Annotated in this window: 17 protein-coding genes and 1 tRNA gene; 9 read left to right on the forward strand and 9 right to left on the reverse strand. The window is 66.3% G+C overall.

Features of this window, described 5'->3' with window-relative positions; translation table 11 throughout:
• Positions 1–38: 38 nt before the first annotated feature.
• From C4B30_RS17110 to C4B30_RS17120, 3 genes are all read left to right on the forward strand, one after another.
• Positions 39–1,166 carry a porin gene (locus tag C4B30_RS17110; RefSeq protein WP_027783098.1) on the forward strand — a complete coding sequence of 376 codons (1,128 nt, stop codon included), beginning with the start codon at positions 39–41 and terminating at the stop codon, positions 1,164–1,166.
• Between the two features lie 349 nt (positions 1,167–1,515).
• Positions 1,516–3,534 carry a site-specific DNA-methyltransferase gene (locus tag C4B30_RS17115; RefSeq protein WP_105132742.1) on the forward strand — a complete coding sequence of 673 codons (2,019 nt, stop codon included), beginning with the start codon at positions 1,516–1,518 and terminating at the stop codon, positions 3,532–3,534.
• Positions 3,534–6,560, forward strand: coding sequence for a type III restriction-modification system endonuclease (locus tag C4B30_RS17120; protein ID WP_105132743.1), 3,027 nt, complete (start codon positions 3,534–3,536; stop codon positions 6,558–6,560). Before C4B30_RS17115 ends, C4B30_RS17120 begins: the two co-directional genes overlap by 1 nt.
• Before the next feature lie 245 nt (positions 6,561–6,805).
• On the opposite strand, the gene C4B30_RS17125 is transcribed toward C4B30_RS17120, so the two are convergent.
• The 5 genes from C4B30_RS17125 to egtB all read right to left on the reverse strand — a co-directional run bounded on the left by C4B30_RS17125 (position 6,806) and on the right by egtB (position 10,474).
• Positions 6,806–7,174, reverse strand: a complete 369-nt coding sequence (locus C4B30_RS17125; RefSeq protein WP_105132744.1) for a hypothetical protein — start codon at positions 7,172–7,174, stop codon at positions 6,806–6,808.
• A 186-nt stretch (positions 7,175–7,360) separates the two neighbouring features.
• Complete coding sequence (locus tag C4B30_RS17130; RefSeq protein WP_105132745.1) at positions 7,361–7,615, reverse strand: hypothetical protein; 255 nt, start codon at positions 7,613–7,615, stop codon at positions 7,361–7,363.
• Between the two features lie 36 nt (positions 7,616–7,651).
• Complete coding sequence (locus C4B30_RS17135) at positions 7,652–7,957, reverse strand: hypothetical protein (RefSeq protein ID WP_027783093.1); 306 nt, start codon at positions 7,955–7,957, stop codon at positions 7,652–7,654.
• 293 nt (positions 7,958–8,250) lie between these two features.
• Positions 8,251–9,264: an L-histidine N(alpha)-methyltransferase gene (gene egtD, locus C4B30_RS17140; protein ID WP_027783092.1), complete on the reverse strand. Its 1,014-nt coding sequence runs from the start codon at positions 9,262–9,264 to the stop codon at positions 8,251–8,253.
• A complete protein-coding gene (gene egtB / locus C4B30_RS17145) occupies positions 9,248–10,474 on the reverse strand; it encodes an ergothioneine biosynthesis protein EgtB (RefSeq protein WP_105132746.1) in 1,227 nt (408 codons plus the stop codon). The genes egtD and egtB overlap by 17 nt, the downstream gene beginning before the upstream one ends.
• A gap of 580 nt (positions 10,475–11,054) precedes the next feature.
• Here egtB and C4B30_RS17150 point away from each other — a divergent pair.
• Together C4B30_RS17150 and C4B30_RS17155 are read left to right on the forward strand one after the other, a co-directional pair.
• Positions 11,055–11,531: a carboxymuconolactone decarboxylase family protein gene (locus C4B30_RS17150; RefSeq protein ID WP_105132747.1), complete on the forward strand. Its 477-nt coding sequence runs from the start codon at positions 11,055–11,057 to the stop codon at positions 11,529–11,531.
• Positions 11,531–12,412, forward strand: a complete 882-nt coding sequence (locus C4B30_RS17155) for a sigma-70 family RNA polymerase sigma factor (protein WP_105132748.1) — start codon at positions 11,531–11,533, stop codon at positions 12,410–12,412. The genes C4B30_RS17150 and C4B30_RS17155 overlap by 1 nt, the downstream gene beginning before the upstream one ends.
• Before the next feature lie 106 nt (positions 12,413–12,518).
• Here the strand turns inward: C4B30_RS17155 and C4B30_RS17160 are convergent, their stop codons facing one another.
• Both C4B30_RS17160 and C4B30_RS17165 read right to left on the reverse strand, forming a co-directional pair.
• The gene (locus tag C4B30_RS17160; RefSeq protein WP_027783088.1) at positions 12,519–13,031 is read right to left on the reverse strand and encodes a DUF2628 domain-containing protein; all 513 of its coding nucleotides are present in this window, start codon (positions 13,029–13,031) and stop codon (positions 12,519–12,521) included.
• A gap of 310 nt (positions 13,032–13,341) precedes the next feature.
• Positions 13,342–13,418, reverse strand: a tRNA-Val gene (locus tag C4B30_RS17165).
• 478 nt (positions 13,419–13,896) lie between these two features.
• Between C4B30_RS17165 and C4B30_RS35870 the strand changes: the two genes are divergently transcribed.
• Together C4B30_RS35870 and C4B30_RS17175 are read left to right on the forward strand one after the other, a co-directional pair.
• Positions 13,897–14,265 carry a hypothetical protein gene (locus tag C4B30_RS35870; RefSeq protein WP_234015435.1) on the forward strand — a complete coding sequence of 123 codons (369 nt, stop codon included), beginning with the start codon at positions 13,897–13,899 and terminating at the stop codon, positions 14,263–14,265.
• Positions 14,266–14,317: 52 nt separating this feature from the next.
• A complete protein-coding gene (locus C4B30_RS17175) occupies positions 14,318–14,626 on the forward strand; it encodes a hypothetical protein (protein WP_234015436.1) in 309 nt (102 codons plus the stop codon).
• 626 nt (positions 14,627–15,252) lie between these two features.
• Here C4B30_RS17175 and C4B30_RS17185 read toward each other — a convergent pair.
• Together C4B30_RS17185 and C4B30_RS17190 are read right to left on the reverse strand one after the other, a co-directional pair.
• Complete coding sequence (locus tag C4B30_RS17185; protein WP_105132751.1) at positions 15,253–16,011, reverse strand: anti-sigma factor family protein; 759 nt, start codon at positions 16,009–16,011, stop codon at positions 15,253–15,255.
• On the reverse strand, positions 16,008–16,529 hold the full coding sequence (locus C4B30_RS17190) for a sigma-70 family RNA polymerase sigma factor (RefSeq protein ID WP_027783084.1): 522 nt from the start codon (positions 16,527–16,529) through the stop codon (positions 16,008–16,010). The genes C4B30_RS17185 and C4B30_RS17190 overlap by 4 nt, the downstream gene beginning before the upstream one ends.
• Before the next feature lie 158 nt (positions 16,530–16,687).
• On the opposite strand from C4B30_RS17190, the gene C4B30_RS17195 reads away from it, so the two are divergent.
• Both C4B30_RS17195 and C4B30_RS17200 read left to right on the forward strand, forming a co-directional pair.
• Positions 16,688–17,776, forward strand: a complete 1,089-nt coding sequence (locus tag C4B30_RS17195) for a catalase family peroxidase (protein WP_105132752.1) — start codon at positions 16,688–16,690, stop codon at positions 17,774–17,776.
• Positions 17,773–18,306, forward strand: a complete 534-nt coding sequence (locus C4B30_RS17200) for a cytochrome b (protein ID WP_105132753.1) — start codon at positions 17,773–17,775, stop codon at positions 18,304–18,306. Before C4B30_RS17195 ends, C4B30_RS17200 begins: the two co-directional genes overlap by 4 nt.
• The last annotated feature ends 515 nt before the right edge of the window (positions 18,307–18,821 follow it).

Consider the following 18,821-nt stretch of genomic DNA (forward strand, 5'->3'; position numbering starts at 1 on the left):
CGACCAGATTTCAATGCGGCAGCTCGGAGGAGACGATCTTGAAACGAAAAACCCTAGCCCTTTCCATCGCGGCGGCAGGCCTGTGCGCCGGCCAGGCGCATGCGCAGTCGAGCGTGCAGCTCTACGGCCTGATGGACCTGAGCTTTCCGACCTACCGGACCCACGCCGACGCGAACGGCAAACACGTGATCGGCATGGGCAACGATGGCGAGCCGTGGTTCAGCGGCAGCCGCTGGGGCCTGAAAGGCGCCGAAGACATCGGCGGCGGCACGAAGATCATCTTCCGCCTCGAAAGCGAATTCGTGGTCGCGAACGGCCAGATGGAAGACGAAGGCCAGATCTTCGACCGCGACGCGTGGGTCGGCGTCGAGGACGAGCGCTTCGGCAAGCTGACGGCCGGCTTCCAGAACACGATCGCGCGCGACGCGTCGGCGATCTACGGCGACGCATACGGCTCCGCGAAGCTGTCGACCGAGGAAGGCGGCTGGACCAACTCGAACAACTTCAAGCAGATGATCTTCTATGCGGCCGGCCCGACCGGCACGCGTTACAACAACGGCATCGCGTGGAAGAAGCTGTTCAGCAACGGCATCTTCGCGAGCGCGGGCTATCAGTTCAGCAACTCGACGCAGTTCGCGACCGGCTCCGCGTACCAGGCGGCGCTCGGCTACAACGGCGGGCCGTTCAACGTGTCGGGTTTCTACAACCACGTGAACCACGGCGGCTTCCGGAACCAGACGTTCTCGGTCGGCGGCAACTACACGTTCGACATCGTGCGCCTGAATGCCGGCTATTTCCGCTACAACGGCGATCAGGGCGCGCTCGGCCAGCGTCACGACGATTCGTGGACGGTCTCGATGAAGATCGCGCCGAAGGGCGCGCTCGACTACGAGCTCGGCTACCAGCAGATGCGCATCAAGAACGCCGCGAACAACGCGGACGGCTTCACGCCGAATGCCAACCTCGGCGCGTTCAGCCTGACCAACGGCGTCGCCAACGGCTTCAAGGAGACGATCTACGGGTCGGTGTTCTACCACCTGAGCAAGCGCACCGAGGTGTACCTGGCCGGCGACTACATGAAGCTGCACGGCGGCTACACGGCGGCGTCGACGTTCGGCGCGAAGAATCAGCTCGAACTGACGTCGGGCATCCGGACGCGCTTCTGACCTGAGGCGGCTACCCGGGCGGGGCCGTCGGGCCCCGCCGCACCCCTCCATCCGGGATTCTCCATGCGGGCACGCCGGCGCTTTGCGCCGACCGTGCCCTTTTTTTCGTCCTTTTCGCGGCACCGTCCAATGCTCGCCGCGCGGCCCGCCGGCCGGCTTGCGCGGCAATCGGCCCGAACCCGCCTGCGGCCCGTCCGGCGGGCGATCGCGGCCGACGGGGACACGCCCGCCCCACATCGGCGCTTGACCTGCGCCGACCGACTCGCTAGCGTTTCGGGTTTGCCCGGGCGGCCATTGCCGCCGGTGCCGTGAGCACGCCCGACGTCCTGGCGCGCGCGGCCGGGCTCCGATGGAAAAGACGATGCAGAAACTCGATGCGGCCAGCCCGCAGGCGATGTCGACGGATTTCACCGCCGACAACGTCGCGCGCCTGAAGGCGCTGTTCCCCGAACTCGTGACCGAAGGCCCCGACGGCGCGTCGGTCGACGTCGACGTGCTGAAGGCGCTGATCGGCGAGCGCACGGTCGGCGACGCCGACGAGCGCTACGGCTTCCACTGGCACGGCAAGCGCGGCGCGCGCCAGGCCGCGCTGACGCCCTCGACGGGCACGCTGCGCCCCTGCCCCGACGACAGCGTCGCATGGGACGACACGCGCCATCTCGTGATCGAGGGCGACAACCTCGACGTGATGAAGCTGCTGCACAAGAGCTACGCGGGCAAGGTGAAGCTCGTCTACATCGACCCGCCGTACAACACCGGCAGCGATTTCGTCTATCCGGACGATTTCAGCGACAGCATCCGCCACTACCTGGCGATGACCGGCCAGACCGACGGTGGTGTGAAGCGCAGCACCAATACCGAGGCGAACGGCCGGTTCCACACCGACTGGCTGAACATGATGTATCCGCGCCTGAAGCTCGCGCACGCGCTGCTGTCCGACGAAGGGCTGATCGCCGTGCACATCGACGAGCACGAGGTGCATGCGCTCGTGCTGATGCTGCGCGAGATCTTCGGCGAGGAAAACGAGCTCGGCGTGGCCGTGTGGGACAAGCGCAACCCGAAGGGCGACGCGCGCGGGGTCGCGTACCAGCACGAATCGCTGGTGCTGTTCGCGCGCAACGCCGAGACGCTGCTCGAACGGGCGCCGCTCAAGCGCCCGAAGCGCAACGCGCAGCGCATGCTCGACGCCGCGCACGACGCGGTGTACCGAAGCGGCAACCCGAAGGATGCGCAGAAGGCGTACCGCGCGTGGATGAAGGCGCAGACCAACCTGTCCGGCGGCGAGGTGATGTACGACCGGCTGTCGGCGGAAGGCCGCGTGTACCGCCTCGTGTCGATGGCCTGGCCGAACAAGAAGAAGGCGCCGGACGAATATTTCACGCCGCTGATCCACCCGGTCACCGGCAAGCCGTGCGCGATGCCGGCGCGCGGCTGGCGCAACCCGCCCGCGACGATGCAGGCCTTGCTCGAGCGCGGCCAGATCGAATTCGGCCCGGATGAAACCACGCAGCCGCAGCGGATCTACTACCTCGACGAGAACATGTACGAGAACGTGCCGTCGGTGCTGCCCTTCGCCGGCTCCGACGACGCGCTGCTGAAGACGCTCGGCATCCCGTTCGATCTGCCGAAGCCGGTCGACTTCGCGGCGGCCGTGATCGGCTGGTGCACGCGCGGCGACGACATCGTGCTCGACTGTTTCGCCGGCTCCGGCTCGACCGGCCACGCGGTGATGCAGGTGAATGCGACCGACGGCGGCGCGCGCCGCTACATCCTCGTGCAACTGCCCGAGACGCTCGACCGCCGCGACAAGACGCAGCAGGCGGCCGCCGATTTCTGCGCGAAGCTGAAGAAGCCGCCGACGCTCGCGGAAATCACGAAGGAACGCCTGCGCCGCGCCGCGCAGCAGGTCGCGCGCGACTATCCGGAAAGCTATGGCGACCTCGGCTTCCGCGTGTACCGGCTCGACACGACCAACGTGATCGAGTGGGACCCGCGCCGCGACGACTTCGACCATGCGCTGTTCGCGTCCGTCGAACACGTGAAGACCGGCCGCACCGAGGACGACCTGCTCGCCGAGCTGACGCTGAAGCTCGGCCTCGACCTGTGCACGCCGGTCGAGCATCACCCGGTGGCCGGCAAGACGGTGCACCTGATCGGCCGCGCGATCGTCGCGTGCTTCGACGCGCGCATCTCGCGCGACGAAGCCGGCCCGCTCGCCGACGGCATCGTCGACCTGCTCGACGCGACCGGCGCGTCGCACGACGTCACGTGCCTGTTCCGCGACAGCGGCTTCGTCGACGACGTCGCGAAGCTCAATCTCGCCGCGCTGCTCGAACAGCACGGCGTGAAGCGCGTGCGGAGCCTGTGATGCGGCTGCATTTCGAAGCGGATCTCGACTACCAGCGCGAGGCGATCGACGCCGTCTGCGACCTGTTTCGCGGGCAGGAATCGTATCGCGGAGACTTCAGCGTGCTCGCGAACGCCGCGCCCGGCACGACGGCCGCGGCGCAAGGCTCGCTCGGCTTCGCGGTATCGGAGCAGGGCGTCGGCAACCGGCTGTCGCTGACCGACGACGCGCTCGCGCGCAATCTCGCCGACGTGCAGCTGCGCGGCGGGCTGCCACCGTCCGGCCAGCCCGGCTCGCGCGACTTCACCGTCGAGATGGAAACGGGCACCGGCAAGACCTACGTATACCTGCGCACGATCTTCGAGCTGAACCGCCGCTACGGCTTCACGAAATTCGTGATCGTCGTGCCGTCGATCGCGATCAAGGAAGGCGTGCACAAGACGCTGTCGATCACCGAGGATCACTTCCGCGCGCTGTACGCGGGCGTGCCGTACGACTACTTCCTGTACGACTCCGCGAAACTCGGCCAGGTGCGCCACTTCGCGGCGAGCGCGGCGATCCAGATCATGGTGATGACCGTCGCCGCGATCAACAAGAAAGAGATCAACAATCTCTACAAGGACAGCGAGAAGACCGGCGGCGAGAAGCCGATCGACCTGATCCGCGCGACGCGGCCGATCGTGATCGTCGACGAGCCGCAAAGCGTCGACGGCGGCCTCGAGGGGCGCGGCCGCGAAGCGCTCGCCGCGATGGCGCCGCTCTGCACGCTGCGCTATTCGGCCACGCACGTCGACCGCCACCACATGGTGTACCGGCTCGACGCGGTCGACGCGTACGAGCGCAAGCTCGTCAAGCAGATCGAGATCGCGTCGGCGATCGTCGAGGATGCGCACAACAAGCCGTACGTGCGGCTCGTCGGCGTGTCGAACCGGCGCGGCGCGATCGGCGCGCGCGTCGAGCTCGACGTCGCGACGGCCACGGGCGTGAAACGCCAGATCGTGTCGGCCACCGACGGCGACGATCTCGAGCGCCTGACCAAGCGCGCGCTATACGCGGGGCTGCGGATCGGCGAAGTGCATGCGGTCAAGGGCGCCGAGTACGTCGAGCTGCGCCATCCGGAGGGCGAGGCATTCCTGTCGCTCGGCGAGGCGTTCGGCGACATCGACACGCTTGCCGTGCAGCGCGAGATGATCCGCCGCACGATCCGCGAGCATCTCGACAAGGAGCTGCGCCTCGCCGAGCGCGGCGTGAAGGTGCTGTCGCTGTTCTTCGTCGATTCGGTCGAGCGCTATCGCCGCTACGACGAGAACGGGATGCCGGTGAAGGGCGACTATGCGCTGATCTTCGAAGAGGAATATGCGCGCGCGGCCCGCGTGCCGGCTTACCGTGCGCTGTTCGACGGCGTCGACGTGGCCCTCGAAGTCGAGCGTGCGCACAACGGCTACTTCTCGATCGACCGCAAGGGCGGCTGGACCGACACGAGCGAGAGCAGCGCCGCGGCCCGCGAGAACGCGGAGCGCGCGTACGGCCTCATCATGCGCGAGAAGGAAGCGCTGCTGTCGTTCGACACGCCGCTGAAGTTCATCTTCTCGCACTCGGCGCTGAAGGAAGGCTGGGACAACCCGAACGTGTTCCAGATCTGCACGCTGCGCGATATCCAGACCGAGCGCGAGCGCCGCCAGACGCTCGGCCGTGGGCTACGCCTCGCCGTCGATCAGGACGGCGAGCGCGTGCGCGACGCGGGCGTGAACACGCTCACCGTGATCGCGACCGAGCGCTACGAGTCGTTCGCGGAGAACCTGCAGAAGGAAATCGAGGCCGATACCGGCATTCGTTTCGGGATCGTCGAGGAGCACCAGTTCGCGGCGCTGCCGGTCCACGAAGACGGCGGCCCCGCGCATGCGCTCGGCATCGAGCTGTCGCGCGTGCTGTGGAATCACCTGCACGAGCAGGGCTACGTCGACGCGCAAGGCAAGGTGCTCGATCGACTGAAGGATGCGCTGCGCCAGAGCGCGCTCGTGCTGCCGGATGCGTTCGAGCGGCTGCGCGCGCCGATCGTCGCGACGCTGCGCAAGCTGTCGGGCCGCTTCGCGGTGCGCAACGCCGACGAGCGCCGCGCGATCGCGTTGCGACGCGACGCGTCGGGCAAGGCCGTCGTGTTCGGCGAGGATTTTCGGGCGCTGTGGGATCGCATCCGCCATCGCACCGTGTACCGCGTCGAGTTCGACAACGCAAAGCTGGTGCGCGACTGTACGGCCGCATTGCGCGCCGCGCCGGACATTGCGCGTGCGCGGCTGCAGTGGCGCAAGGCCGAGATCGACATCGGCAAGGCCGGCATCGAGGCGATCGAGGTGGCCGGCGCCGGCACGGTGCTGCTCGACGAAGGCGAGTTGCCGCTGCCCGACCTGCTCACCGAGTTGCAGGACCGTACGCAGCTCACGCGCCGTTCGCTCGCGACGATCCTGGCGGACAGCGGCCGGCTCGACGATTTCCGCGTGAATCCGCAGCAGTTCATTTCGGTGGCGGCCGACGCGATCAATCGCTGCAAGCGGCTCGCGCTCGTCGCGGGCATCGCGTACCGCAAGCTCGGCGAGCGCCACGTGCATGCGCTCGAATCGTTCGAGAGCGAAGCGCTGACCGGCTACCTGCGCAATCTGCGGCCGGACGCGCGCAAGTCGATCCACGAAGCAGTCGTGTGCGAGACGGACGCCGAGCGCGCGTTCGCCGATGCGCTCGAAGCGCACGACGGCGTGAAGCTGTACGCGAAGCTGCCGGCGTGGTTCCGCGTGCAGACGCCGCTCGGCAGCTACCATCCGGACTGGGCCGTGCTCGCGGAACAGGACGACGGCGAGCGGCTGTACTTCGTCGTCGATACGCCGAATGCCGACGGCCAGGTGCCGAGCGAGCACGAGCGCGCGAAGCTCGCGTGCGGCGAAGCGCATTTCCGTGCGCTGACGGATGGCGACGGCGCGGCGCGCTTCGTGCGCGTCAGGCAGGCGGAGGCGCTGTTCGAACCCGCGGCGGCGCCGGCGGGCGCGCGGCGGTGACACGAAGGGCGGCGACGAGCCGCCCTTTTTATCGGCGTGGCGACCTTTATCGAGCGTGCCGCGACCCGCTCTTTGCCCGTTCCGTCATCCGCGTGAAAGCCATCCGCCTTCTCGCGTGGAGGTGACGCCGTTACGGCTGGTTGCAAATCGGGTCGGCACGCTGTTTTTCGCGGGCCGGACACGTTGCGTTTTCACCCATGAAAAAGGGCGCCGAAGCGCCCTTCTCGTGCATTCACAGGCTACGCTTACAGCGTGCGGCCGAATGCGTTGCGCTGCGAATGATGCGTGGACGTCGACGCGTGCGCGGTATGGCCATGCGCGTGCGAGTGACCGCGGCCCGGCTGCGCGCCGGCGCGATCGGCAATCGTGTCGGAGCGGTCGGCCGCGCGCGACAGGCCCTTGTCGCGGTCGCCCGCGTGCATGCCGTTCGAGTTGCTCAGCGCCTGGCCGCTCATATGGCCGCCCGACATGCCGCCTGCATTGCCGCCCGAGCCGCCTGCGCCATGACCGCCGCCGTTGCCCCCGCCATTGCCGCCGGCCGCCGCATGGGCGGACACCGAGCCGAGCGCGAGCAGCGCGGCCGTCAGGACGGACAGATATCGTTGCTGTTTCATCTTGTGCTCCCTTGAGCGCGTTTGCGTGACTGCATTTTATGAACGCGCAAAATTCGCGTAGTACAACGTTGTAAAGGATCGTAACGGCGCGTTCGGCACGCATTCGTCCGATCAATTCAGGGCGAGCATGAACGCGGGAGCGAAACACCGGGGCGGCGCCACGGCGTCGCCCCGGTGACGAGGCACTTACTGCGCAGGCTGCATGCCCTGCGCGGCGGCCTTGTGCTGCGCGGCCTGCTCTTGCGCCTGCTTCTTCGCCATGTGATGGCCGACGATACAGCCGCCGACGGCGCCGACCACGGCGTGGTGCCCCGCATAGTGGCCGGCCACACCGCCGACCACCGCGCCTTTCATGCAGCCCGCCGCATGCGCGCTGCCAATCGTTGCGAGCGCAACGACAGCGGCGGCGGCACACAGCTTGATGGATCGAACGGGCATCATGTTTTCACTCTCCTCTTGGGTGATCGATCGGGCCGCTTAGTCCCAGCGGCCGCCACGCCAGCCGCCGCGCTCGCGCCACTCGTGCTCGCGCCATTCATGGCGGCGCCACTCGTGTTCGCGCCATTCGCGCTGACGCCAGCCGTCGCCGCGCCAACCGTCGTCGCGATAGCCGACCGGCGCGTACATCACCGGCGGAGGCGGCGCCACGTAGACGGGCGCCGGCGCCGCATAGACGCCCGGCACGCCGATGCCGACCGACAGGTCGACGTGGGCCGATGCGACGCCCGAGGCTGCCAGCGCCGCTACACCGAGTACTGCACCGAGAATAAGTTTCTTGCTCATTTCGCGACTCCCTGCACGTGTCGTGCGTCGTGTGACTACGGTTCGGAGTCTAGGCACGGGGCGCTGACACAGGTGAAACGGGTATGCGAGACAGGTAACGGACGTTTACAGGTATCCGCAAAGCCTTATGGAGCACGGGAGAGGCGGCATTCCAGAAACCGTTGCAGGGAGGCATCGGGTCGGTAAAAAGGGGATTTTTCGGGCACGAAACCGGCGATCGGATCGAATACGCCGGTGCACGGGGAAGCGAACCGCCCTCGCCCCGCGGCGCGAGCGGTTCGCGGCGGCGCGCGTCATGCGCGGATATCGTCGACGCTGCGCAGCCAGTGCACGCTGAACAGGTTGTCCGCGTCGGTCCACACGGTATCGGGTTCGAACCCGGCGCGGCGCGCGATCGCATGGAAGCCGTCGATCGTGAACTTGTGCGAGTTCTCCGTATGGATGCGCTCGCCGGCTTCGAAGCTGAACGCGTGGCCGCGCACGTGCACGGTCTGCGCGACGTCGCTGACGAGATGCATCTCGATGCGCTGCCGCTCCCGGTCGTAGAACGCGCAGTGCGAGAACGCATCGACGTCGAAATCCGCGCCGAGTTCGGCGTTCGCGCGCACCAGCAGGTTCAGGTTGAACTGCGCGGTCACGCCCTGCGCGTCGTTGTACGCGTGATGCAGCGTGCGCTCGTTCTTCACGAGATCCGCGCCGACCAGCAGGCCGCCGCCGCGCAGCAGCCGTGCCGCGTCGCGCAGGAACGTGTCGGCCTCTTCCGGCGAGAAGTTGCCGATCGTCGAGCCGGGAAAGAAGCCGATGCGCCGCCGCGGCGTTTCGGTCAGCTCGGCCAGTTGCTCGGCCTTCGTGTAGTCGGCCGCGAGCGGCGCGACGTCGAGCCACGGATAGGCCGAGCGCAGCCGCGCGGCCGCGACGTGCAGGTAGTCGGCGGAGATGTCGACCGGCACGTAGCGCGCCGGCGCGTTCGCGTAGTTGCCCGCGAACGCGTCGAGCAGCACGCGGATCTTCTCGAGCGAACCCGCGCCGAATTCGACGATGTCCGCATGCGGGCCGACGCGCCGCACGATCTCGGCCGCGCGGTCGCGCAGGATGCCGAGCTCGGTGCGCGTCGGGTAGTACTCCGGCAGTTCGCAGATGCGGTCGAACAGCGCGGAGCCGGCCGCATCGTAGAAGTATTTCGGCGAAATGCTGCGCGGCGTGCGCGACAGTCCGTCGATCAGGTCGCGCTCGAACGCGCTCGGCCGCGAATCGCGGGCGGGTTGCAGGCCACCGCTCGTGGCCGTCAGGTCAGACGTCTCGCGCAAGTCGCACTCCCGTGAATTGCCAGCGTGCCGCCGGCGGAAAGAAATTGCGGTACGTCGGCCGTTCGTGCCCGGGCGGCGTCGCGATGCTGCTGCCGCGCAGGACCTGCTGGCCGACCATGAACTTGCCGTTGTATTCGGCCGCCACACCCGCGAGCGGCCGAAAGCCCGGATACGGCTCATAGGACGAACGCGTCCACTGCCATACATGCCCGAGCATCTGCTGGATGCCGTCGGCCGCGAACGCCGTTTCCCATTCGAATTCGGTCGGCAGCCGCGCGCCGGCCCATTCCGCATACGCGGCCGCCTCGTAGAAGCTCACGTGGCACACCGGGGCGTCGGGCGCGAGCGGTTCGACGCCGTGCAGGCCGAAGGTGCGCCGCACGCGCGTGGCGGCCGCATCGTCGTCGTCCGGCATCCAGTACGCGGGCCCTTGCCACCCTTCCCGCTGCACCATGGCCCAGCCGTCGGACAGCCAGAATTCGGGACGCGTGTAGCCGCCGTCCGCGACGAACGCCGCGAATTCCGCGTTCGTCACGAGGCGGTTCGCGATCTCGTACGGCCGCACGAGCGCCGTGTGACGCGGCCGTTCGTTGTCGAACGAGAACGTGTCGCCCTCGTGGCCGATCTCGACGAGCCCGCCCGCCTGAGGCAGCCAGCGCAACGGGCCGGCGTCGCCCGCGGCGAGCGCGCATCCGGTCTCGGCGCCGGTGCGCGGCCGGAACGCCGGCCGCAACGGATTGCACGAGAACGCATGCAGCATGTCGGTGACGATCAGCTCCTGGTGCTGCTGCTCGTGATGCAGGCCGAGCACCAGTTCGGGTGCGATCGCATCGAGCCGCGCCGGATCGGCTTCGGCCAGTGCGCGCAGCATCGCTTCGTCGACGTGTTGCCGGTACGCATGCACCTCGTCGAGCGACGGACGCGTGAGCAGCCCGCGCTGCGGTCTCGGATGGCGCGGGCCGAGCGCTTCGTAATAGGAATTGAAGAGGAACTGGTATGCGTCGTCGAACGGCGCGTAGCCGGGCACGCGGCGCATCAGCACGACGGTTTCGAAGAACCAGGTCGTATGCGCGAGGTGCCATTTCGTCGGGCTCGCATCGGGCATCGACTGCACGGCCTGATCTTCGGCGGACAGCGTCGCGGTCAACGCGATGCTGTGGGCGCGCACGTCCTGGTAACGGCGCTGAAGCTGTGATGCAAGGAGGCTCATCGGTTTACCGTTCACGTCGCGATTCGCTGCGTTGCGTTGCCGGAAAAGGGAAAGCCTTGCGCTGGGGTGCGCGCGGCTGACGTGCGATCTGCTGCTGCGTCGTCGGGCAGCCGGCGCGCGCGCCGGGCCGCAGATGCGGCTTCACTTCATCTGCCCGTGCAGAACAGTATGGGCCAGAAATGTGAACGTCGCGAATCGGATTTCGGATGAAACGAAGACGAAAGAAAAATGAAAGCATTCTCGATGGGGGTGTCGCACGCGTAACGAACCGTCGACGCCCGTTGTGTGGCCCGGTTTGGCCGATGGTGCAATACACGTGCCCGCGATGGCGCACTGCTGACGTCCGGTGACAACCTCGCGGCGTGCGTGAAAGGTCGATCGCGCGCTTTCGTCGGAGGAACGTCGCCATCCACCCTATTCAGACATCGATATCGCATCCTTTGGCGCCCTGCTCGACGGCTCCGCCCTTCGCTTGCCGCTGCCCGCTTCGACGGTTCCGAAAAATTTTTTGCATCGATGTCACACACGCGGGGGGCTCGCTCGTCATATCAGCGGAACCCACACGAAAGGAGAAGCCACCATGACTGCGAAACTCAATCCGTTTGCCGCCGCCCCCGCGCTGATGAAGAACTGGATGACCGTGTCGGTCGCCGCCGCCGGGAGCCTCGAGCCGACGCTGATCGAGCTGGTCAAGATCCGCGCGTCGCAGATCAACGCGTGCGCGAACTGCATTAACATGCACACCGCCGAGGCGCGCGAACAAGGCGAGACCGAGCAGCGCATCTACCTGCTGTCCGCGTGGCGCGAAGCGCCCTGCTACACCGACCGCGAACGCGCGGCGCTCGGCTGGACCGAGGCGCTCACGCGGCTGTCGGAGGGCCACGCCGCGCACGAAGCGGCCTATGCGGCGCTGAACGACCATTTCAGCGAGGAGGAACAGGTGAAACTCACGGTGATGATCAACGTGATCAACGGCTGGAACCGGCTCGCCGTCGGCTTCGGGCTGTGGGTCGACCCGGCCGAAGCGAAGGCCGCCGCCGCGAAGATGGTGGCCTGATGCCGAACCTCGACCCGGCCAACGGCAGCGCCGACGAACGGGCCGACGCGGCGGCGAGCTTCGATCCGCTGCGGCGCACGCTGATCCGCGTCGCGTACCGGATGCTCGGTTCCGTCGCGGATGCCGAGGACATGGTGCAGGAGGCGTTCATCCGCTGGATGGACGTCGACCGCAGCGACGTGCGCGTGCCGGAGGCGTTCCTGCGCCGCATGGTGATGCGCATGTGCCTCGACCAGTTGAAGTCCGCGCGGCACCAGCGCGAGACCTATATCGGCCCGTGGCTGCCCGAGCCGGTCGTCGAGGAAGACCAGCAGGACGACGTCACGCTGCCGCTGCTGCTCGCGCTCGAACGGCTCTCGCCGCTCGAGCGCGCGGCGTTCCTGCTGCACGACGTGTTCGGCCTCGAATTCGACGAAGTCGCCGCGACGATCCAGCGCGACCCGGCCGCGTGCCGGCAGCTCGCCGCGCGGGCCCGCACGCACGTGCGCGAGGCGCGGCCGCGTTTTCATGTCGAGAAGCAGCGCGGGATCGAGCTGGCCGAAGCGTTTTTCGCGGCGTCACGCAGCGGCGACATGCGCGCGCTCGGCGCGATGCTCGCGGAGGACGTGAGCCTGCATTCGGACGGCGGCGGCAAGCGTACCGCGGCCGGCAAGCCGGTGTTCGGCTTCGAACTCGTGATGCGGGTGCACACGTACCTGGCCGAGCTGTTCGCGACGCATGCGTCGAAGCTCGTGCGGGCCGGGTTCATCAACGGGTTGCCGGGTTTCGTCACGCTGGAAGCCGACGGCGAGCTGCAGACGACTGCGCTCGAGATCGACGACGGGAAGATCGTCGCGATCTATGTCGTGCGTAATCCTGACAAATTGAAGCATCTGCATTGAGGGCGGCACGGGCATGCGCCGTCTGCGATGTGCCATGTGGATGCATGTCGACGGCGCGGTCCGCCCGCTTCTTTCCGCCCTGCGTCGCAGATCGCCGGCAACGCGCTCAGTAGATCGCGCCTCCGTGGCCCATCATGAACATCAGTACGCCGAGCAGCGGCGTCGCGACGGCGAAACCGGCCGCCGCCAGCCAGTTCGTGCCGCCTTGCGCCTCGAGCAGCGCGAGAAACGATTCGCGGGACGTCGCGTTCGGGCGCAGTTTTTCGATCCTGCGTGCGATGTGCGTCCTGTAGAGGCCGTTTCCGTACCAGCCGAGCGACACCGCGATCGCGATCGTGGCCGGGTCGAGCACGCTCGATTCGAAGTATCCGGGGAAGTACAGCAACTCGACCATCGTGATGCCGAGCGTGACGGCAAGCACGGCGGCCGCCTGCCAGTACATGCATCGATACGCCAACCAGACCGGACCCAGGACGCACGCGGCCCAGTTCCACGACTGCCGGCTCTTGCGCGATTCGGCGATCGCCCACTTTCGTTGGTACCAGGCGGCTTTCGTGCCGACGTAAGCGGCGATTTCGTCGTTGCTCGCGGACGATTCGGCGGTCGTGACCTCGGACATGATGTGTGCTCTCGGCTGCGCGGATCGCGCGTCGTTGTTCTGATACGGTGGAAATCGGACGACGGGCGAAGCCGCCGCGTCGATGCGCACACGATTCTACGCGCCGTGCGGCGGCAGTTGTGTGGCGGATCGGATGGTCGATGACGATGCGATGCCGGGCCGTGTAACACGCAACGCATCGGGGCTTCATGCGTTGTTTCGGACCGGAAAAGAAAAACGCCACGCGAAGTTGCCGCGTGGCGTTCGTATGTTTGGCGAGCCGCGTTGCCTGTAGGCAAGTTGTGCTGCCGGACCCCTTCATTTTGTTCGTTGGTAGGCTCGATTGGATTCGAACCAACGACCCCCACCATGTCAAGGTGGTGCTCTAACCAACTGAGCTACGAGCCTAAGAAGCCGCGAATTATAGAGAGGGTTTTGGGGGAGCACAAGCCCCTTCGTGAAAATTTTTTTAAACGGCCGCACGAGGGCTGACGATCGATGTTGCGTGGCGATGCCGCCAGCGTCGGCTTCATCTGTTCGCGTCACAGCAAAACGCGTCGATGTGCTGTGGTGTTATCCACATTGCCCTCTGGATAACCGTCCGGGAAGTCTCTGGATTCACAGTGGAACGATTGAGGATATGTCGGCGCGGTTGTGAATCGACGAAAAGTTGTTCTGTGCTGCCGGGCGCTGTTCACGTCGCACACCCAGGGTTATGCATTTCGCTTCGCGCTGAGAATTCAGTGCGTTACGGAGGTTATCCACTGTGAGGCACAGCGCTTGTTAACTATCACTACGTATATATACGAACCCTGTTAACACCTTTGGATAAGCACAGTCCGTCGACTGTGATCCGCTCAAGATATGCACTGCGTGCAGCGGCCGGATGAACGAAGAGAAACGCTGTGAGGCGCTCGGGCGATCCACGAACCTTCATGTCTGTAGAATCGCGGGCATCCAGAATGCAAAGCCCCGGCGAACGGGCTCACGGCAAATGATCGAAGCCACATCGACCCGTCTCCAGGCATGCGATATCGATACCGTCGTACACCGGATGCAGCAACTTCCGGGCGACATCGTGTTCGAGCAGCGCGTGTCGATACCGGAAGCCGAGGTCCTGTGTTGCCGCGACAGAGGCGAGCGATTCAACGTGAAGTTCGATCTCGACTACGGCGTGTGTGTCGATCGTGTCGCGCAACTCTCCAACGAAGACATCGCGGCGATCGTTCGATGGCTCACGAAGGAGGCAGCGTGATCACCGCAGACAATACGGGGCGAAGCGATCGATGAAGGCACCTCTCGACGAGATGCTGGTGACGGACATTGCCGGCCACGTTGCGGTTGTCGTGACCGACGTGGCGACTGCGGCCGATGCGCTGGTGCGATTGGGCTTCGCCCGGCAAGGCGAACGCTGGAAACGTGCGATCGCCGACGACGACGCCCGCCGGGCGCTCGTTGCCGCACTCATCGATCTCGATGCGCTGTTTACCGCGGGCCGCGACTGGAGCCCGCAGGCGCTCGTCGCGTATTACCGGGAGATCGGCATCGTGCGACGCGGGTACCGTTCGGTTGCGTGGCGCGGACCGGCGCAATACGTCATCGAACGGCATGACTGAATCACGCAAGGCAACGCGATGACGTACAAGGTCCTGATGGTGTCGCGCGGCGATGACCGTATGTGGACAACGGCACATCGGTCCAGTCGAAACCCTGTGCATCCGACAGGTGAGCATCCCGGTTTTGATGGACTTGTCGGCCCGAATGCCTTGCCCGGCAAGGATTGGCGACGATGAAAGAGGGAAGCGGATACATCGTCGGCGACGTCCGGAAGTCGAATCCCTTGTGGATATCGTCGTCGCCGAGCCACTCGAAACCCTGTGCATTCAACGGGTGAGCGCAGTCGAACCTGGCGAAGACGGCCGGCCAATCGACCGGGTTGTGGATATCGACGCCCGAAGCAACACGAAACGCTGTGCAGATCAAAGATGAGCGAACCAACCGAGGTCGGCCTGAATCACCGCAATGATGGATGTGGATATCCCGTTCCGCGGCGACTCGAAACCCTGTGATTCTAAAGGTGAGGGCGGCGGCGCAGCCTCGATGTGAATAACAGCCGGGGAAAGTCAGTCTAAATGCTGTGCATCCGAGTGGTGAGCGTGAGCCGGTTCAAGCCCGCCGAGCCGCCCCGCACAAGGCGCTGGCGGCCACCACCAACCGCCGACCGGGCGCGCATCCTATCACCTCAAGTCTGCTGATCGAGCGCCTGCACGACTGCCTTCTCGCCAAGACTCCCCGCAGGCCCGACCACCGCATAGTTGAGCCCATTCACCGACCCATACCGCGCGAGCAGCGCGCCATCCACGCGTTGCCCGCTCGGCAGCAGCCGATGTTCCGATTCCGCCGGCCGCAGATAGAAGCTCAGCGTCCGCCCGGCGTTGTCCTCATAGAGCACCATCGCAGCAGTAGCCCCGCTGTCCGTCGTGAACAACCGCCCACCGACCGGCCTGAACCCCGCCGAACTCAAATCCGGCAGCTTCGCCGACGCCCCGACGCGCCTGGTGAGCCACCCCTGCAAATCACCCGCACCGTTCGGCCGATAGTCGACCTTGGCCGTTCGATCGACCACCATCATCCGGTAAGCCTCGACCGCATCGCTCATCGGCGCGATGGGCGGCGGTGCGTTCCAGCCGCGCGCCTGCCACCCGCCGAACGTCCCGAGTCCGACGCAGAACACGAACGAAGCCGCCATCGCGAACCGCATGCGCGCGCGCTCGGCTCGCCGGCCGCGAATCGCCGCCGGATCCAGCGCGGGGTTGTCCGCCGGCATCCGCACGCTCTCCAGCGCGGCCCGCAACCGCTGCGCGTCCTGCTGCCATTGCTTCACCTGTTCCGCGCGCGCCGGATGCAGCGCGAGATAGCGCTCGACCGCGGCGCGTGCATCGTCGTCGAGCTGGCCGTCGACATAGGCCTGAAGGTCGTGTTCGTTCGGAGGCGTGTTCATTTTTTCATCAGCCGCAAGGAAGGAGCGGGAAGTTCGCCGTCGCCGAGCTGGCGCAGCGCCTGGCGTGCGCGGGACAGCCGCGACATCACGGTGCCGATCGGCACGTCGAGCAGGTCGGCGACTTCCTGATAGGTGAAGCCTTCGACCGCGACGAGCAGCAGCAGGCTGCGCTGTTCGTCGGGGAGCCGGCCGAATGCTTCGAGCGTCGCGCGCGCGGCGAATTCGCGTTCGGCGGACGGCCAGTGCGCTTCGTCGTCGTCGCGGATGCGGCCGAGCAGCCACGCGTAGCGCTTCGCGCTGCGTTTGCCGTCGAGAAACTGCCGGTACAGGATCGTGAAGAGCCAGCTGCGCAGCGACGCGTCGTCGCGACGGCTCGTCCAGCGCGACAGCGCGCGCTCGAGCGTCGACTGGACGAGATCGTCGGCCGCGTGGACGTCGCGCGCCAGCCAGAGCGCGAAGCGCCGCAGCCGGGGGATGAGTTCGCGCAATGCTTCGTCGTCGAGGGCGGTGGAGGGCATGGCCGGGCCGGTTGCCGAAAGGGTCGTGGATGCCGCGTAGGACGCCGGTCGGCACCGATTATTCCCTCCAGCATACGAAAAAACTTTTCGTGGAATAAAGCGGCGCGGGCGGCGTCCTACGCGCGTTCGACAATGATCTGACGATCGGGAGTGCATTCATGAAGCAATCTTCCTCTTCTTCGCCGCAGCGCGAGCCCGGGCGCGGCTGGTGGCGCTGGGCCGTGATCGGCGGCGCGGTGGCCGGCGTGGCCGCGGCGTTCGGCTATGCCGGCGGGTGGCTCGCGCCGGCGCGCCTGACCCCGCACCGGCTCGTCGACGCACTGCAGACCAACAGCGGCGTCCATCCGGGCTTCCGGCGCAATCACGCGAAGGGCGTGTGCGTGACCGGCTACTTCGAAGGCAACGGTGCCGCGAGCGCGTATTCGGTCGCGCCGTTCTTCAAGGCGGTGCGCACGCCGGTGGTCGGGCGCTTCGCGTTGCCCGGCGGGAATCCTTATGCGCCCGACAGCAGCGTGCCGATCCGCAGCCTCGCGCTGAAGCTCACCGCGCCGGACGGCGAGCAATGGCGGACCGGGATGAACGCGATGCCGGTGTTTCCGGTGGCGACGCCGCAGGCGTTCTACCAGCAGACGCTCGCGACCCGGCCCGATCCGAAGACGGGCAAGCCGGACCCGGCGAAGGTGAAGGCGTTTTTTGGCGCGCATCCGGAGGCGGGCGCCTTCCTGCAATGGGTGAAGGGTGCGAAACCGAGCGCGAGTTACGTCACCGAAAGCTATTACGGGTTGAACGCGTTCTACTTCGTCGATGCGGCCGGCAAGCGCCAGGCGGTGCGGTGGCGCGTCGTGCCGGAGCAGACGGCCGGCGCCGGCGACGTCGCGACGGCCGCGGATCCGAACGTGCTGCAGCAGGACGTGACGCGGCGCATCGCGGCCGGTGCGCAGAAGTGGAAGTTGCTGGTCACGCTGGCGGAGCCCGGCGACCCGGTGGACGACGCGACGAAGATCTGGCCCGCGCAGCGCACGACGATCGATGCGGGCACGCTCGTGCTCGATCGCGTGGAGGCGCAGGACAGCGGCCCGTGCCGCGACGTGAATTACGACCCGACGGTGCTGCCGCAGGGGATTCAGGTGTCGGGCGATCCGTTGCTGGCGGCACGCTCGGCCGCGTATGCGGATTCGTATCTGCGTCGCACGAGTGAAGAGGCCGGCGTGGCGGGCGTCGCGCGATTGAGTGGGGAGGGACGATGATGAAGGCTTCGACGACGTTTAGCTTGCCGGCGCGGGTGCTGCATTGGGTGATGGCCGCGATGATCCTCGCGATGCTGTTCATCGGGGTGGGGATGGTGGCGTCGGTTTCCGCGCGGCACGAGATCCTGGTGGCTATTCACAAGCCGTTGGGTGTGGCGGTGCTGGTGCTGGTGTGTGTGCGGATCGTGGTGCGGATTCTGTCGAAGCCGCCGGCGTTGCCCGACGATCTGCCGGCGTGGCAGAAGTTGGCCGCGCACGGGTCGCATCTCGTGCTGTATGCGCTGATGGTGGCGATGCCGCTGATCGGATGGGCGATGCTGTCCGCGGGCGGATATCCGGTGACGTTGGGCGGCGGAGTGCAGCTCCCGGCGCTGGTGTCGGCTGATCCGGTGACGTTTGCGTGGCTCAGGGTCGCGCATCGGGTGCTGGCGTATCTGTTCTTCCTGACGTTCCTCGCGCACTTTGCCGCGGCGCTGTATCACGGGCTGATTCGGCGGGACGGCGTGGTGAGGGCGATGGTGGGGCGGTAATCGACGGAAGATGCGTTCGATACGGCGGGGCTGTTCAAGGGCGGCCGCGGCTGCGCCTGCCGTGTCGCCTATATATGAGCGCTTGGAAGGCTCAGCGACCCCGGCACGGCCCGTCAAAAATATTTCACAAAGGGGGTTGCGGAGTCCGGGGCAGATGCATAGAATCACGCCTCTTTCGCGCTAACGGAAACGTGGCGCGGGGGAAGAAGGGAAGCGGTGCTGTTGAAGTCGGTTTTATCGATTCCAGTGCACACGAAATTAAACCGCAGTCGTCGCAACGAAGTAGTTAAAAAAGTTGTTGACGAGTTTTAAAAAACGGTTAATAATCTCGCTTCTCTGCTGCTGAAAACGCAGCGCTGCTGAGAAACTCCAGGTTTCTCGCAGAAACGCTCTTTAAAAATTAACAGCCGATAAGTGTGGGCGCTTGATGGAAGCGAGCTGATCCTCGGATCAGAAAGCGAAAGTATCAAGAGTCTCACACTAAAGTAAGTCAGGTTTATGAAGTGATTCATATT

The sequence above is a fragment of the Burkholderia sp. BE12 genome (genome assembly GCF_002959955.1).
GTDB lineage: Bacteria > Pseudomonadota > Gammaproteobacteria > Burkholderiales > Burkholderiaceae > Burkholderia.

Excerpts from the sequence above, each read along its gene's own strand:
- C4B30_RS17115 (WP_105132742.1), top strand. The coding sequence starts at position 1,516 with ATGGAAAAGACGATGCAGAAACTCGATGCGGCCAGCCCGCAGGCGATG.
- C4B30_RS17120 (WP_105132743.1), top strand. The coding sequence starts at position 3,534 with ATGCGGCTGCATTTCGAAGCGGATCTCGACTACCAGCGCGAGGCGATC.
- C4B30_RS17125 (WP_105132744.1), bottom strand. The coding sequence starts at position 7,174 with ATGAAACAGCAACGATATCTGTCCGTCCTGACGGCCGCGCTGCTCGCG.
- C4B30_RS17130 (WP_105132745.1), bottom strand. The coding sequence starts at position 7,615 with ATGATGCCCGTTCGATCCATCAAGCTGTGTGCCGCCGCCGCTGTCGTT.
- C4B30_RS17135 (WP_027783093.1), bottom strand. The coding sequence starts at position 7,957 with ATGAGCAAGAAACTTATTCTCGGTGCAGTACTCGGTGTAGCGGCGCTG.
- egtB (WP_105132746.1), bottom strand. The coding sequence starts at position 10,474 with ATGAGCCTCCTTGCATCACAGCTTCAGCGCCGTTACCAGGACGTGCGC.
- C4B30_RS17150 (WP_105132747.1), top strand. The coding sequence starts at position 11,055 with ATGACTGCGAAACTCAATCCGTTTGCCGCCGCCCCCGCGCTGATGAAG.
- C4B30_RS17155 (WP_105132748.1), top strand. The coding sequence starts at position 11,531 with ATGCCGAACCTCGACCCGGCCAACGGCAGCGCCGACGAACGGGCCGAC.
- C4B30_RS17160 (WP_027783088.1), bottom strand. The coding sequence starts at position 13,031 with ATGTCCGAGGTCACGACCGCCGAATCGTCCGCGAGCAACGACGAAATC.
- C4B30_RS35870 (WP_234015435.1), top strand. The coding sequence starts at position 13,897 with ATGAACGAAGAGAAACGCTGTGAGGCGCTCGGGCGATCCACGAACCTT.
- C4B30_RS17175 (WP_234015436.1), top strand. The coding sequence starts at position 14,318 with ATGCTGGTGACGGACATTGCCGGCCACGTTGCGGTTGTCGTGACCGAC.
- C4B30_RS17185 (WP_105132751.1), bottom strand. The coding sequence starts at position 16,011 with ATGAACACGCCTCCGAACGAACACGACCTTCAGGCCTATGTCGACGGC.
- C4B30_RS17190 (WP_027783084.1), bottom strand. The coding sequence starts at position 16,529 with ATGCCCTCCACCGCCCTCGACGACGAAGCATTGCGCGAACTCATCCCC.
- C4B30_RS17195 (WP_105132752.1), top strand. The coding sequence starts at position 16,688 with ATGAAGCAATCTTCCTCTTCTTCGCCGCAGCGCGAGCCCGGGCGCGGC.
- C4B30_RS17200 (WP_105132753.1), top strand. The coding sequence starts at position 17,773 with ATGATGAAGGCTTCGACGACGTTTAGCTTGCCGGCGCGGGTGCTGCAT.